Genomic DNA, 16119 nt, shown 5'->3' with positions numbered 1-16119 from the left:
CTTATATGACAGTACAATATTTATTGGATCTTTATCGTAAATATGATAAAGAGATTTTAATGTTAATAACTATGATAGCTTCGATCATTCCATTGATTATTTTTATTAAAACAATAATCTTTTCAATGATCAAAAAATATATTGATCAATGGCATCATGATTATGAAATAATATTTAAAAAATATTCTATATACACCTATTTATTACATACATTACTAGCTTTATACATTATATTCTGGGGCAATATCTTACAGTCATTTCCTACTTTACCTTGGATAATTAGCATCAAGAATATTGCGATAATCCTCTATACAGGCGGTTTCGTTACAATGCTAATCTTATCTCTTATCGATACTTTTGCAGATATTTATCGAAATAGACTAACAATTTCTATCCAATCCTATTTAAGTTTATACACTCAAATATTGAAAATATTTATTATTTCTATTGCTACCATTATAATTATTTCCAGTATTCTAAATGTTTCCCTTAGTGCATTTTTTACTAGTTTAGCAGCAGCAGCAGCGTTGTTAACCTTTCTATTTAAGGATACTGTTGTGGCTTTGATATCAAGCTTACAGCTAATTTCGCAGGATATAATACGAATTGGCGATTTTGTTAGTATTAGCCAGTATAATGTTGAAGGTACTGTAGAGAAAATTACTATTACATCCGTTAAAATTAGGAATAGTGATCAAACTATTTCGACAATACCCACTTCTAGTCTTTTAACAACTAATGTAGTGAACTCGCGTGGTATAACTGACTCAATGGCAAAAAAAATTCAGGGACCAATCTGTATTGACATAAATACTATTGCATTGGTCTCAACTGTATCTTTTATACAAGAATTGAAAAAATCACCATATTTAACAAAAGAAGCAATGGATAAAGTGAGTTTGGAACAGCTAGGTGACTATGTAACAAATATCAAAATATTTAGACTGTATGTAAAAGAATATTTGAGAAATCACCCGATGATATGTCAACAAGATTTTACATTTCTAGTACGTCAGCTGCCTGCAACTCCTAATGGTTTACCAATAGAGTTATATGTCTTTACTCATGAAATAAGGAAGGGTATATATGAAGATATTCAATCAGATATTTTTGATCATTTGTTTGCAGTGCTACCTGAATTCAAATTAAAAATATTTCAAAATAGTAATTAACTCAATGATAGGTAAGCCACTAGTTTGACTAGTGAGACCATCAAGGCTTGGCCTTTAGATTTAGTATAAAATAAAAAGTTATCATATATAACTTCTTTGGCTTGACGGTCAAAGGAGAAAATATATGACAACATACGAAAGTTTAAATCATTCTAAATGGGATTGCAAATATCATATTGTGTTTATTTCAAAGTGTCGTAAAAAAGAATTGTACGGGAAGGTTAGAAAATATCTTGGGAACGTATTCCATGAGTTAGCTTTTCAACGTGGGAGAAAGATCATAGAGGGGCATATGGTACAAGATCATGTGCATATGCTCATCAAGATTCCTCCTAAATATTCTGTAGCTGAAGTAATAGGCTATATCAAGGGGAAAAGTGCTATAGCCGTTGCTAGGCAGTTTGGTGGACGAAAACGTAATTTTAATGGAGAAAAGTTGTGGGCTAGAGGTTATGCGGTCTCAACTGTAGGATTTGAAGAGAATCAGATCAAACACTACATTAAGAATCAAGAGCAACTTGATAGTTTAGGCTCTGACGAATCAGGAGAATTTTAATTAACAATGGCAGCCCTTTGGGCTGCTCATAACCGTCAAGCCCCTCGCTTTGCGAGGGCGTTCTGACTAAAATGATATAATAATGACTTCAGAAATCAAATCTAATTTAGTTTCTGCCTACCAAATTCTTGCAATTTTGGGCTTAGACGATCATACATATACTCATCTATCGGCAAGACCTAAAGGAGCTAATTTTTACTATATTTATCCTTTTGGCTTAAGGTTTGAGGAAGTAACTAGCAATAATTTACTGCAAGTTAGTTTGGATGGAACAGTTTTAGAGGGTAGCGAATATAGTTACAATGAAACCGGTTATGTCACTCACGGTAATATCTATAAAGCAAGAGAGGATATTTCATCTATCTTTCATTTGCATACTCCTGCAACTGTTGCTGTATCATCTATGCGAGTAGGATTAATGCCAATAAGTCAGTGGGCATTGCATTTTTATGAAAGACTATCTTATCATGAATATAACTCTCTTATACTTACGTCTAATCACAGTAATAAAATGCTTGATGATCTCGGGCAAAATTATGTTATGTTTCTACGTAATCACGGAATATTAGTATGTGGTAGGACAATACATGAAGCTATGTTTTATACTTATCATTTAGAGCAAGCATGTAAAACCCAATGTTTAGCATGTTCCACAAATCAGGAGTTAATCATACCATCTCAAGAAACTTGTAGAAAATCGGTGCAAGATTTATTATCATTTGAAGAAGATTTAGGTAAACGTGACTGGATTGCTTGGCTTAACTTACTTAAGACGGTTTGCGGTAAGCAATAGACTTCTTTCGATGATTTAATTGATCAAATTAAAATTGACAGTAAAGGTATAGTATACTCAAATGATTTGAGTATAGTGTTATTCTCTTTATAGAGAACCACTATAGGGTAGTGATTTTACGTAGTTTTCCATAAATTCCCAGTCTAGTGTTCCCTGTAGTGTTGTTGGTAATTTAATCCTTGCACTACTAACAATATTTTTTCCATATTTTCTACCAAAGGAATATCTGTATCTTTCCAAATCAAGCACAGTTACTAAAAACATGGCATTATACTTATTTAATTTCTGATTATAACCTAAGGTTAATGTTGTAGAACCAATAAAATCAAATGGTTGGTAATTTGTGTATCCAATCGAACCCTGTCCATCTCCTATAAATACTATGCTATTTCCTTTGGAGATTAGATTATCAACAGTTACAACTTTTTCCATAACACCGTTATTTGTTTTTTTAGCTCCTATGTAAAAAATATCCTCCCCGCTAGTTAAAAGTACTGAAGCATTGCTGCATTTAGCTTTTTCTAAAATTTCAAATATATCTGAAACGTAAAAATATTGCCAATTTATAGTTTCTAAACTAATATCTTGATTAGAGAATACACTATTTGTTGCAAGTTGCATATAGTTATTCAGAAATAAAAATCCAACATAATCTTTAATAGTTTTAATAAAATCATTTTCTGTTAGTCTGGTGTAATCTGTTTCCATATACGCTTCGGCACACCATTCTTGTTCCGCGGTAACATTATTTATTATACTTATACCAGCAACACTCTCTTTATTAATGTATTTTTCTAACCAAAAATCTTTTATATTCTTCCAGCGATCATTCTTGTCAATTCTACCGCTATTTTTTTGTTTTACAAATCCATCATTTTTAAAATAACCAAAAAAAGTTTTTTTATTTTTTAAATGTGTATAGTGTGCTTTAAGAACTAATATACAACTGTTAACGTTGATTGGATGGAATAAATCGTTTGGCATAGAAAAAACCGCCTCTAAACTATGCTTCTCTAGCAATCTTTTTTTAACTTCAATTACTTTACTAGCTTCAGAAACAACCGTGGACATTTGACAAATAGCAACACAAATGCCACCTTTAGTCAAACATTCTAAAGTATTCTCTATGAACTCTAATTGTTCATCAGCGTTTCCATCTTGGTAAGGTGGATTTAAAAAGCCTTTTGTTGGCTTTTGTTCTTTTATTATTTTTTTGTTCTTCTCATCAAAACAACTACCATATAAAATATGACTTTTACCATCTCCTCTCATCATCATATTAGAGCAAGCATGAGAAAACATATCAGCTCTTTTCTCAATGCCAATTAATTGGCTTGATTTTATCTTTTTATGTTTATCTGTATTATTTCCTGCTTTTTTAAGCATGTAATTCATTGCAGCTACTAAAAAACCAGCCGTTCCACAACAAGGATCAAAAACAATATCATCAGTGCTTAATTCTGCGATATCACAAAAGAAATCTGTAATATGGCAGGGGGTTAATACAAGACCAGTTTTTTTGTCACTTCCAGCATATCTTATAAATTGGGTATAAAATTTTCCTAAAATATCAAATTGACTTTCATCAATATGGGGTAAAATATCTTGATTGATAGATAAAATAAAATCCCTCAAAAGGGTGTTTTTCTCATCTTTCTTTGTCTTTTTATTGTAAATTATATCAGAACTAAAATCATTATTGTTTCTAAATTTCGAGTATTCTAAAATTATAATTTGTCTTTTCTCAGAATCTAAATCATTTTGCTTCAAAACACTTTCACAAGCAGATAATAGGGCTTCAGTTAGCTCTTTGTTGGATGTGTAATATTTGTAGCTATTCAAAAAGGGAGCATATTGCAATGCAATTAAAATTGCACTTATTAACGTACATCTTTCGACTTCTGGTATAGAATAATTATGCAAAAATGAATTATATTCTATTGCTTTCTTAATAAGCTCTTCTTCTGCAAATGGCTTAGATTGCTGTTTGATAATATTTTCAATCTCTATGGATTTTAGAAAAATATTGTCGAGCATACCCTTATAGGTATAATGTTGTTTTAACCACAAAAAAGTTGAGATTTTTTTCTCTATTTCATTTTGTCCACTAACTGCAATAGCGATTATATTAAAAGCATCTTTTAAATAACAAGCATATAATAAAACACCATCTACAGCATAATCTTTATATAGGTTTCTATTTTTACTTTCATGTTGTGATATACTTGCCTTGCATTCTATGACAATTAAATTATCCGGATTATTTTTAAAAGATATAATAAATTCAGGACGTCCTGCACCATTACCACTTTTTGAAGAATTTTTTAGTAATTTATCTATTTTGGGATTTATTGATGATTGCTCTTCTATTATAAGGTTATCATCATTATAATAACCTTTCTCTCGTAATAGATTCCTAACAATATTTTCAGTTATACGTTCATTTAACATAAAAGCCAATAAATTAGACTTCTTTCGAAACTCACTTATGTGCAAGGGTTTGAAGGAGACACTTCACCTTGAACCGTAGCATACTTGAATGTACCTGAGGAGTAGAGTGTCGGTATCATGTACAAATCACCAGCAGAAATAGAGTTTCGAAAGAAGTTATTGAACCACAATACCCTATAGATTCGTTATAGCTAACTCGAATAGATTCCTGATCTAGAACATATAACGGATTAACTATAAAACTCATCCTTCCCGCATGACAATATATCACAAAAATCAACTACACTAATAGATATATGCAAATTATTTGAAAAATTTTTTATAAAATCATCGACAAATCAATAATCAACTCTTCAAATTGCTGATTATTAGAATATTCTAGAGTTACCTTGTCCTTTATTTGGTTTTTGAACCAAGTAATTTGCCTTTTTGCGTATTGCCTAGTCTTAATTTGTGCTAGATTTATGGCATTTTGCAAAGTAATTTCATTATTTAAATAGCATAATATTTCCCGTAGACCAATGGTTTTTATTGCAGAAGAATATATATCAGGAAAATCTTTTTTAATTTGAGCTACTTCTTCAATTGCTCCTTCATTAAATAATTTTTCTAACCTAGTATTACATGTTTGATAAAGAAATTCCCTCTTTGGATGTAGAAAAATTACCTTAAAATCAAATGCTGGAAGAATAGATTTATTTTGTAAGCTTTGGAAAGCAAATATAGATTGCCCGGTTTCCATAAATACTTCATAGGCTCTTATAACCCTTTGAGTGTCGTGTTCATTTAACTTCTGAACAGCTAGGTTATCTAGCTCTTTTAGTTTATAAAAAAACTGAGTCGAACCAATCTTAGAGTGTAGCTCTCTAACATATTGTCTAATTTCAGGAGATATTGTTGGTATTTCATTATAACCAAAAAGTAATGAATTAATATATAACCCAGTACCACCAACAATTATTGGTAACTTGCCTCTACTACGAATGTCTGTAATTTTCTCAAGAGCATGATTTACATATTGTATTACTGAAAATTCTTGTTCTATAGATAAAAAATTATAAAGATGATAAGGAATCTCATTACGGTATATTTGTGATGGCGAGGCAGTAATAATGGGAATCTGCCTATATATCTGCATAGAATCACAATTAACTATCTCACCATTATACATTTTAGCTAAATAATGTGCCAAATAAGACTTGCCACTAGCGGTAGGTCCACATATAACTAACATCGAGTAAATAATTTCTTTTGTGTAAGTTAGTTTGATCTTTATATATATTACGTTGATCAACTCAAGCTTTTATCAAAGCATTATATTGCAAATCTGTATTCTATCTTTCATTTTCAGACGAAACTCTTACATATTCAACCAATATTCGTAAAACATAATATTTTTTATTCATACATTATACCAAAACGGCAAAGTTTGTCGTATAGTTTTTTTGCCCTTTTTGTATATTTTTTGTTCTCTAACTCAGATGTCTGATAAACACATGTTATATATACTGCTTGTAAATAAAGAGCTAGGCAGTAGCAAAGTCGAGCTGTTAGGTGTACATGAGTAACGGAGCAGCTTCGATCTTTGGTCGCAGGAACACCAATTCTTGAAGTTCACCGAGTATATATATTAATATTCAAAAAAATATTCTATTTCTCTAGCATTTGTTATAAAATTGTATACGAGACACTATCAAAGATAGAAGTTGACGAGAAGTTTTGTTTAATTGTTTACCACTTAGTAAGATTTCGCCATTCAGGTTCTAAAAGTAATATGTGAAGCACTAGAGCTTGGCAATATTACTTTTAGAAACTTAACTGCTTTAGTAGCTCTTGCTCCTTTTGCTAGAGAAAGCGGTAGTTATAAAGGTAGAAGAAGTATTTTTGCAGGTAGAGGTAATCTTCGAAGAGTTCTTTATATGGCTGCAGTAGCTGCCTTACGATGTAATAAGCGTTTACGTAATTTTTATGACCACTTAATTGCTAAACATAAACCAGCAAAAGTTGCTCTTGTTGCTGTTATGCGTAAATTACTAGCTTTTATGCACTCTATTGTCAAAAATAATTCTTCTTGCAATGAAAATTTATGTTAAGTTATTATTTTCTTATTGACTTCCATTACGGATGCTGAGGTTATAATAGCATAATACCTCGAAATATTAAAGCCAATTCGGGATAAGACTTCTATTATGGGAAACGTGCTTTTCTTTAAGTTCATAGTAATCTAGTTTTGCAGTATTTTCATTAACAGACTAAGTTCCTCACGAAATTCTGTATCAATTTCACATAATTCTTCTACTTTTTTGATAGCATGCATTATTGTAGTATGATCTTTCTTACCAAATTTCTTGCCGATATCAGTAAGGCTTTTTGGGGTTAATGTTTTACTTAAATACATAGCTACTTGCCTTGGTCTAGCTATTGAGCGAATACGTCTAGGAGAAGACATATCAGAAAATTTAATATTATAACGATCAGCTACTTTTCTTTGAATATCTTCAATCGTTATAATTCTTTCATTGGAACGTAGTAAGTCACGTAAAATATTTTGGGTATTTTCTAAAGTTATCTCCCTACCAACTAAAGTTGAATGAGCAATAACTTTATTAAGAGCCCCCTCTAATTCTCTGACATTTGACGTTATTTTTGATGCTAAGAATTCTACAACATTTTTAGGTATGTGAATATTCATCTGTTCAAGCTTAGATTCTAATATCCCCAATCTTAGTTCATAAGTAGTGCTGTGAACATCTGCAACCAAGCCCCAACCAAGTCTAGACTTAATCCGCTCTTCAATATTATCTAAATCTGACGGTGAACGGTCACATGATATAACCATTTGACGATTATTATCAATCAAAGCATTGAAAGTATGAAAAAACTCTTCTTGAGTGCTATCTTTACCAGATATAAATTGAATATCATCGATCATTAGCACGTCAACTGAACGAAATTCTTCTTTAAATGACATAACATCTTTATTACGAAGTGCTTTGATGAATTGATACATAAACTTTTCTGCCGACATGTAAATTACTTTGCGAGTCGGGTTATTATGTCTTATATACCAAGCAATAGCATGCATTAAGTGTGTCTTACCAAGACCAACACCCCCATACAAAAATAAGGGGTTAGATTCAGCTACGGCACTTTCTGATTCAGCAACTGCTCTAGAGGCTGCATATGCTAACTCATTTGGTCCACCAACTACAAAATTTTCAAAAGTAAATCGTAAGTCTAATGCTGAAAAAATGCCTTCGGAATTGAGATCCATTCCTTCTTTTATTGATGGAATTTTTGCTAAATATTCAGGTATATTTGGATTTTGTTCTAGTAATTCTTTAGTAACTATCTCAATTGATTTAATATCTTTGTCATAAGACTGCCAAGATTGCAATATATCACGTGCATATTTTGATTTTATCCAATCTCGGATAAAATTTGTTGGTGTAGAAAGTATAACAGTAGTAGTAGAAGCTTCTAGAAAGTTAATCTTACTGAACCAACTTTTATACAAAGACTCACCGTAATATTTATTAAGATCAGAACACACATGCTGCCAAATATCTCTATAATGAGCTACTTCCTTTTCTACAGTCAATTGATTTTGGTTAGTATTCACAGAACTTGCCATGGTAAATTATTTTGTTTCCAACCAGCTCCATTACCTCCTCCTTCAAAACCATCAACGATGTTGTAGCATTTTGTATAACCTAAACCACCAGCACACAAGGCCGCTTCATGAGATCGGGCACCTGAACGACAAAGGAATAATACATTATTTTTATTACTGACTTTCGACATAAACTGGTTGTTAAATTCACGATTTAATGACATATCAGGCAATAAACGCCAGCTAAGAAAAAGTACTTGATATTTATCAAGCTTTGGAATACCTATTTTTTGCCATTCTTCAGTAGTTCTAATATCAACAACAATGGTACACTCATCCATTTCTAGCAACTTATAAGCTTCTAAGGAAGATATATTTTTGATACTTATAGGCATCTGCATTTTTTTGAATATATTAAAATTTATTGAATAAGAACAAGATTTAGACTAATTGAGTATATACTACTTAATATACAGTTTACATTTTATATTTTATATTTGGTAATTGTCAAACTATCTGAATCATATTATGATATTTTTTTATAAGATTATCAATATGGACTATTTAAAAAAAGCATTCCTAGCTAAAAAATTACTATACCAAAGCAAAAATCGTGGTTGCAAAGAAACCGGGTTAATATTAGGTAAATTTGCTGAACAATTTCTTGCTAATATGGATATAGATAGTTTAACAGATTTTGCTTTAATACTTAATCAAAATGATATAGATATTTATGATTGGATTACCAATAAAACAACTCCTCCTGTTCACTTAAATTCAAAAGTGATGTTACAAATACTTAATTTTGATATTAACCGCCTATAAGCTTAATAAACAATGATACAACAACCTCTACCACTCAGTGCAAAAAGTTTTTTTGCTAATGAGTATTTCTTAAATAAACCAACTAAGAATATTTTACTTATTTTTGCCAGTGAAGATGATGCAATTAATAGCTATAAACAATTATTATTTTTTGCAAAAAGCATTAAGACTAGTAATATATTATATTTTCCTAGTTTTGATACTATACCATATGATCGCATTTCGCCCCAGTCTAACATTTTATCAGAAAGAGCTAATGCACTAAGTTATTTAGCAACTAATAATGAAAAAAAATTGTTAGTTACTAATGCGGTGAATTTACTGAGCAAATTACCACCTTCGGAATTCTTAGTTAAGTCTTTTCTGAAATTACATAATAAAATGAAGTTTTCAGCGGGCAAGCTCGCCGAATTCCTAGTACATAATGGTTTTACAAGGAGTAATAGTAGCATTGATAGTGGTGAATTTTCAGTAAGAGGAGAGATAGTAGATATAATTTTGCCAGGGTATAAGGGCTATCGTATTAATTTTAGTTGGGATCACATAGAGTCAATAAGAGAATTTGATATTGATAGTCAAATTTCTACTAATAGCTGCACGGAGTTAATAATTAATTCTGCCAGTGAGGTAATATTAAATCTAGAAACAATAAAGAATTTTAGAGATAATTATCTAAAAGCTTTTGGTGTTAATTACGTGAATAGCCCTTTATATGAATCAGTAATTGAAGGAAAAAAATTTCAAGGATATGAACATTTATCTCCTTTATTCTATAATTCTTTCAGTAGCTTAATTAATTATTTAGATGACCCTATTATTATTTATGATAATTTGTCGTTACAATCAATTATTGAGCAGGAGAATAATTATACAGATCTTTACAGGTCGCGGATTGAGTCTAACAAAATAAAATTAAACACATTCTATCCTGCATTGCCTCCTGAGCAGATTTACTTTACCAGTCAAGAAATACAAACTTTACTAGAACAGGATAAGAATATTTTAATTAGTCCTGAAGATTCATCTTATGCATATTCATTAGAAAAAATTATTGCAACTAGTTTTATTGAGGATAAGACAGTTTTTGATAAGCTATTTGAGATTATAGAGAACAATAATACTAAAATACCAATTATTTTTTGTCAGTCTAAAAGTAATTTGGAAAGACTGAAGAGCTTGATAAATAGCTACTCACGAGAATATATCGAGATAGACAATCTACAACAGGCAAAAATTGGTGTGATAAATCTTGCATATGTCCAACTTAGTCAAGGATTTTATAGTGATAAATATTTGTTTATTGCAGCTCACGATATTTTAGGAAAAAGTGCGATAAACGTTCGCCAGCAAGGTGCTAAACGTAAGCTTAAAAACATTCTAATGGAATTAGATAATTTAGGCGAAGGGGAGTTAGTTGTTCATAAGGATCATGGTATTGGTCAATTTCTTAATGTTGAAACACTAGATGTTAAAGGCAAAGCTCATGATTTCCTAAAAATTTTATATGAGAATAATGATAAATTATATATTCCTGTTGAGAATATAGAGCTAATTAAGAAATATGGTAGCAGTGAAGCACAGCTAGCCAAGTTAGGTAGCAGTAGCTGGCAAAGAAGTAAGGCTAAGCTCAAGAATCGTATTACAGAAATTGCCGAGCAATTATTAGCAATAGCCGCTAAGAGGAAATTAACTGTAACTAATCCAATAGAGTTTGATCATGAAGAATATGACAAATTCTGTCAGAGATTTAAATATACCGAAACTGAAGATCAATTAAATGCCATAAATGATATTAGAAAAGATTTTGACTCAGGTATTTTAATGGATAGATTAATTTGTGGTGATGTTGGTTTTGGAAAAACTGAAGTGGCAATAAGGGCAACTTTTATGGTAGCTAAATCAAACTGTGACGCAAACTGTGACGTCTCCCCTCAAGTAGCCATTGTCGTACCAACTACTATTCTAGGTAAGCAGCATTATTTAAGATTTCGTAAAAGATTTAAGGATTTAGGGCTGAATATAGTACAATTATCTAGCCTAGTTACCAATAGTGAGGCTAAAATTGTTAAAGAACAAATCAAAAAGGGTACAGCTAATATAATAATTGGTACACATGCCTTGCTGAGTAAGAATATAGAATTTAGTAACCTTAGATTATTAATAATTGATGAAGAACAACATTTTGGTGTTGCTCAAAAGGAACATTTAAAGAAACTAAGAACTACAATGCATGTTCTATCTCTTTCGGCAACACCAATTCCTCGTACAATGCAGATGTCTATGGTAGGGCTGAAAGACCTTAGTATCATTGCCACACCACCGATTGATAGGCTAGAAGTTCGGACAACAGTTATGCCGTTTGATCCGGTGATTATTAGAGATGCTTTACTTAGAGAACGTTTCCGTGGTGGTAGAAGTTTCTATGTAGTGCCTAGAATTAAGGACATCCCGGATATAGAGAGATACTTACAGGAGGTTGTACCTGAACTAAAGTACAAAGTTGCTCATGGTCAAATATTAGCTACCAAAGTAGATGAGATTATGAGCGAATTTTGTGATGGTAAGTTTGATATACTGGTTTCTACCACAATAATTGAGTCAGGTATAGATATTGCCGAAGCTAATACAATGATTATTCATAAATCTGATATGCTTGGTTTGAGTCAGTTATATCAGCTCAGAGGTAGGATAGGACGAAGTAAAGTCAGAGGTTATGCCTATTTAACCTTAGCTAATTATAAGAAAATGACCGCACATTCAATAAAACGGCTAGAAATAATGCAAAGTAGCTGTACTCTTGGTTCTGGTTTTACCATTGCCAGCCATGATATGGATTTACGTGGTTTTGGCAATTTAGTAGGAGAAGAGCAGTCTGGGCAGATTAAAGAAGTAGGAGTGGAGCTTTATCAGGAGATGTTAGATGAACAAATAGCAATTCTTAAGGATGAAGTTATTGAGCAGCCAAAAGCTTTTGTTCCAATAATTAATTTGGGATTACCTGTTTTCATTTCTGACAATTATATTGCAGATTCTGCTCTTAAACTAAGTTTGTACAGAAGAGTTGGAAATTTAATTGATGATGTAGATATTGAAAATTTTAAGGACGAAATGGTTGATCGTTTTGGTCCTATCCCATCAGAATTTAATAATCTACTTAATATAGTAAAAATAAAGCATAAATGCAGTAAGCTTAATATTGAAAATTTAGACTCTGGTGATCGAGGATTTGTTTTAAAATTTTATAAAGAATCAGATATAGCTGATAAGATTAGAAATTTTGTTATAAAGTATCCTCAGCAAACCAAAATAAAACCGGATACTAAGTTAGTATTTACCAAAACATTGGTAGGAAAAGATATTATAGAGGAAGCGAATAGTCTATTGGAGCAATTATTGGTTGCATAATATCATATAGGGCGAAAAGGAATTAAAATTAGGAAAGTGAGTAAAATTAAAAAGCAATATATATGTACAAATTGTGGTAATAGTACATCAAAATGGGCGGGACAATGTTTTGATTGTGGCTTATGGGGAGCGATTGAGGAAGAGGTAATTAGTCAAGTACAAGTTAGGTTAGGCAATAAACAACAAATACAAAAGCTTGATGGTGTTGTTGTGGAATCATTACGTACTCCTACGCCTATAAATGAATTAAATAGAGTGTTGGGTGGCGGGTTGGTTTCCTCTTCGGCAATTTTAATTGGTGGTGATCCTGGAATTGGTAAATCAACTTTATTATTACACTTAGTGGCAAGTTCTTTTTGTGATAAAATTAGAATGAATTGCTTATATATAACTGGTGAGGAATCCATTGACCAAATAAAGCTAAGAGCCTTAAGATTAGGTCTTAATAATGAAACAACATCTATCTTAGCTGCCACTAATATCGAAGATATTATCTCAACTATTGATGCTAATAAGAACAATATTGATTTGGTAGTAATCGATTCAATTCAGACAATGGTAACTCGCACACTATCATCACCACCTGGCACTATTTCGCAGATTCGGGCCTGTGCTAATGAATTAGTTAGCTATGCTAAGCAAAATAATATTATTATTTTACTTAGCTGTCATGTGACAAAAGATGGACAATTAGCCGGTCCTAAGTTACTCGAACATCTTGTTGATACCGTACTATATTTTGAAGGTGATCATAATAGTCATTTTCGTATTTTGCGTTCCATTAAAAATAGATTTGGTGGAATAGGAGAGATCGGTGTTTTTGAGATGACTGCAAGTGGTCTTATGGAAGTCTCTAGCCCTTCCGAGCTATTTCTGATGAAAAGGGATAAAAATGTTAGCGGAACAACAGTATTTGCTGGAATTGAAGGATCTAGACCGTTATTAATTGAGATTCAGGCATTAATTGCCCCTTCCAATATGCCAATGCCAAGACGTTCGGTTGTAGGATGGGATTTAAATAGATTATCAATGATAATAGCTGTACTTAATGTACGGTTTGGTCTTAACTTAACTTCTAAGGAAGTATATTTAACTGTTGCTGGTGGGCTTAAAATTTCAGAACCAGCTTCAGACTTAGCTGTTGCAGCTGCTTTAATTTCTGCAGCAAATAATAAAGCTGTGCTAGAACATAGTGTTTTTTTTGGAGAAATTGGTTTATCTGGTGAAATAAGAAAAGTCAATGCAGCAGAAATGAGAATAAAAGAAGCAACGAAATTAGGATTCAATAAATTAATTTGCTCCAAACTTGAAAAGTTAAGTAATAACCTAATTTGCCCAATTAGTAATATACAAGAATTGAAAGAGTGGATATAGTTAAAATTCACACTTATGAAATTCTAATAACCCTATTCGGGATAAGAATTATAATTCTTATCCCGAATTAGCTGTGATATAAAGAAAAATGTACTCTTGAAGCGGTTCTGTGAGTACATTTTAACTTTTTTACCGTTCAATAGATGATTTTAATAATTAAAATCATCTATTGAACGCAAATGATATTTTAACAATCAGGTGGGCAGCCGCTTCAAACCTGATTGTTTCTATATATACAGCCGAATTTGGGATAACTTGTTATCCCGAATTCGCGTTAATAGTATTATTAGAATCTTATTTGACTATTTTACCTTAGTTCGATGGGAGACATCGGTTTAATAGTTCCGATTATCTGTTTCTTGAAATGTCTTAATTGTTTTTTTAATTGTAGCACTTATGAAACACTTATTTTAAGATGAGTTTTATAAATTAAGGATTCCATCTTTGACAAAGTAGCGTAAAAGTGTTACGCTACTTTTAACCACAAAAAAACATAGAACCCCAATTTTGGATAAGAATTAGTTAATTCTTATCCAAAATTGGCTTTAATATAAGGAAAAATGCATTCTTAAAGCGGTTAACGCGAATACATTTTAAACCTTTCTAAAGCTAAAAACATGATTTTAAAAGATTAAAATCATGTTTTTAGCAAAATGGATTGCCACGCTCACATACGTTCGCTCGCTAATAGACATATACGTCTATAAAACGTCTATTAGCGAGGAGACCGTAGGTCGACGAAGCAATATATAATTTCACCGAATTTAGGATACTCAAATGATCCTACGAATTGGATTTGAAAATGAATGGTGAGAAGGCGTAGCATACATATAGTATAGTTACACATGCGAATCCATGATATTTTCAAAAAACAATTCTTCAAAACAGAAGAGTATATAAGAATTGACAAATTCTTATCCCAAATTCGCGTATAGAAAAATACCAAGTTTATTATATAGGAGCAATTTAATTACTAATACTTCAAAAATACTTATTATTGATAATCAGAAAGCATTAAATAAATTCTGTCGACAGTTATTGGATTGTAAGACTATAAGTGTTGATACTGAGTTCTTGCGTAAAAATACCTATTTTGCTCAGCTTAGCATAATTCAAATTATGGCCAGTAGTTATAAAGTGATAATTGACACTTTGAGCAATTTGGATCTTTCTCCTATTAACGAAATATTTCTGAACGATAAAATTCTTAAAATAGTTCACGCCCCTAGAGAGGATTTTGAGATATTTTATCGTTTATTTAAGAAACTGCCAAAAAATGTTTTTGACATACAAATTGCTGCTGGTATTTGCGATTTTGGTAAACATTTAAGTTATTCGGATATATGTAGCAAAATTTGCTTTGTTCACATTGATAAAACTTACCAACGGTCTGATTGGTTAAAGCGTCCAATTAATGCTAATATGTTAAATTATGCTATTAAAGATGTTGAATATTTAGAACCGGTTTACAAGGTATTACAACAAGTAATTCAAGATAATAACTTACAAAACCAATATGACGAGCAAATAAAATCTTTGCTTAATATTGAAAATTATATTATTAATGTACAAAAAGCTTGGCAAAAAGTTAGATTCAATAATCATTCAGAGTCTTTTATTCATAAAATGAAAATTATGGCAGCTTATCGGGAGGAACAAGCCAGTACAATAGATTTACCAAGGAGACATTTTATTTCTGATGAGGAATTAGTACAGATTTGTCAATATTTACCTACCAGTAATAAAGATTTTGAAAATCTTAAATTAAATAGTCGCTATCTTAGTAAACAAAAATATAGAACTCAATTAGCAGATCTGTGTCTTGCTATACAAGAATTAGGTGAATAAAGGTACTTTATTTATGTTAATTGTGGAATAAATTTGCTATTTTCTAAAAGGTTAAGTAAAACAGCATCTGATATCTTTTGGC

12 protein-coding genes are annotated in these 16119 nt (G+C 31.3%); 8 read left to right on the top strand and 4 right to left on the bottom strand.

All coding sequences use genetic code 11. The features are described 5' to 3' along the window. The first annotated feature begins 5 nt into the window (after positions 1 to 5). From AAHM80_RS05235 to AAHM80_RS05225, 3 genes are all read left to right on the top strand, one after another. Positions 6 to 1172: a mechanosensitive ion channel family protein gene (locus AAHM80_RS05235; protein WP_342259495.1), complete on the top strand. Its 1167-nt coding sequence runs from the start codon at positions 6 to 8 to the stop codon at positions 1170 to 1172. 124 nt (positions 1173 to 1296) lie between these two features. Further along, positions 1297 to 1728 carry an IS200/IS605 family transposase gene (gene tnpA, locus AAHM80_RS05230; protein WP_342259494.1) on the top strand — a complete coding sequence of 144 codons (432 nt, stop codon included), beginning with the start codon at positions 1297 to 1299 and terminating at the stop codon, positions 1726 to 1728. Between the two features lie 82 nt (positions 1729 to 1810). Next, complete coding sequence (locus AAHM80_RS05225; RefSeq protein WP_342259493.1) at positions 1811 to 2521, top strand: class II aldolase/adducin family protein; 711 nt, start codon at positions 1811 to 1813, stop codon at positions 2519 to 2521. Between the two features lie 87 nt (positions 2522 to 2608). On the opposite strand, the gene AAHM80_RS05220 is transcribed toward AAHM80_RS05225, so the two are convergent. Then, positions 2609 to 4972 (bottom strand): N-6 DNA methylase, encoded by a 2364-nt coding sequence (locus AAHM80_RS05220; RefSeq protein ID WP_342259492.1) that lies wholly within the window; start codon positions 4970 to 4972, stop codon positions 2609 to 2611. Between the two features lie 319 nt (positions 4973 to 5291). Beyond that, positions 5292 to 6206 carry a tRNA (adenosine(37)-N6)-dimethylallyltransferase MiaA gene (miaA, locus tag AAHM80_RS05215; RefSeq protein ID WP_342260436.1) on the bottom strand — a complete coding sequence of 305 codons (915 nt, stop codon included), beginning with the start codon at positions 6204 to 6206 and terminating at the stop codon, positions 5292 to 5294. 520 nt (positions 6207 to 6726) lie between these two features. On the opposite strand from miaA, the gene AAHM80_RS05210 reads away from it, so the two are divergent. After that, complete coding sequence (locus AAHM80_RS05210) at positions 6727 to 7065, top strand: transposase (RefSeq protein WP_342260435.1); 339 nt, start codon at positions 6727 to 6729, stop codon at positions 7063 to 7065. A 131-nt stretch (positions 7066 to 7196) separates the two neighbouring features. On the opposite strand, the gene dnaA is transcribed toward AAHM80_RS05210, so the two are convergent. Further along, entirely contained in the window at positions 7197 to 8606 is a 1410-nt protein-coding gene (gene dnaA / locus AAHM80_RS05205) for a chromosomal replication initiator protein DnaA (RefSeq protein WP_410521478.1), read from the bottom strand. Beyond that, entirely contained in the window at positions 8591 to 8986 is a 396-nt protein-coding gene (locus AAHM80_RS05200; RefSeq protein ID WP_410521477.1) for a rhodanese-like domain-containing protein, read from the bottom strand. The genes dnaA and AAHM80_RS05200 overlap by 16 nt, the downstream gene beginning before the upstream one ends. Positions 8987 to 9140: 154 nt before the next feature. On the opposite strand from AAHM80_RS05200, the gene AAHM80_RS05195 reads away from it, so the two are divergent. The 4 genes from AAHM80_RS05195 (at position 9141) to AAHM80_RS05180 (ending at position 16037) form a co-directional block, all read left to right on the top strand. Further along, a complete protein-coding gene (locus AAHM80_RS05195; RefSeq protein ID WP_342259491.1) occupies positions 9141 to 9410 on the top strand; it encodes a succinate dehydrogenase assembly factor 2 in 270 nt (89 codons plus the stop codon). Positions 9411 to 9422: 12 nt separating this feature from the next. Beyond that, complete coding sequence (gene mfd / locus AAHM80_RS05190) at positions 9423 to 12815, top strand: transcription-repair coupling factor (RefSeq protein ID WP_342259490.1); 3393 nt, start codon at positions 9423 to 9425, stop codon at positions 12813 to 12815. Positions 12816 to 12851: 36 nt separating this feature from the next. Beyond that, on the top strand, positions 12852 to 14189 hold the full coding sequence (gene radA / locus AAHM80_RS05185; protein ID WP_342259489.1) for a DNA repair protein RadA: 1338 nt from the start codon (positions 12852 to 12854) through the stop codon (positions 14187 to 14189). 987 nt (positions 14190 to 15176) lie between these two features. Further along, positions 15177 to 16037: a ribonuclease D gene (locus tag AAHM80_RS05180; RefSeq protein ID WP_342260432.1), complete on the top strand. Its 861-nt coding sequence runs from the start codon at positions 15177 to 15179 to the stop codon at positions 16035 to 16037. Positions 16038 to 16119: the final 82 nt, after the last annotated feature.

This window comes from Candidatus Tisiphia endosymbiont of Metellina segmentata, assembly GCF_964030715.1.
GTDB lineage: Bacteria > Pseudomonadota > Alphaproteobacteria > Rickettsiales > Rickettsiaceae > Tisiphia.
The sequence above is the reverse complement of the archived record's forward strand: the minus strand, read 5'-3'. Positions and strand labels throughout refer to the sequence as shown.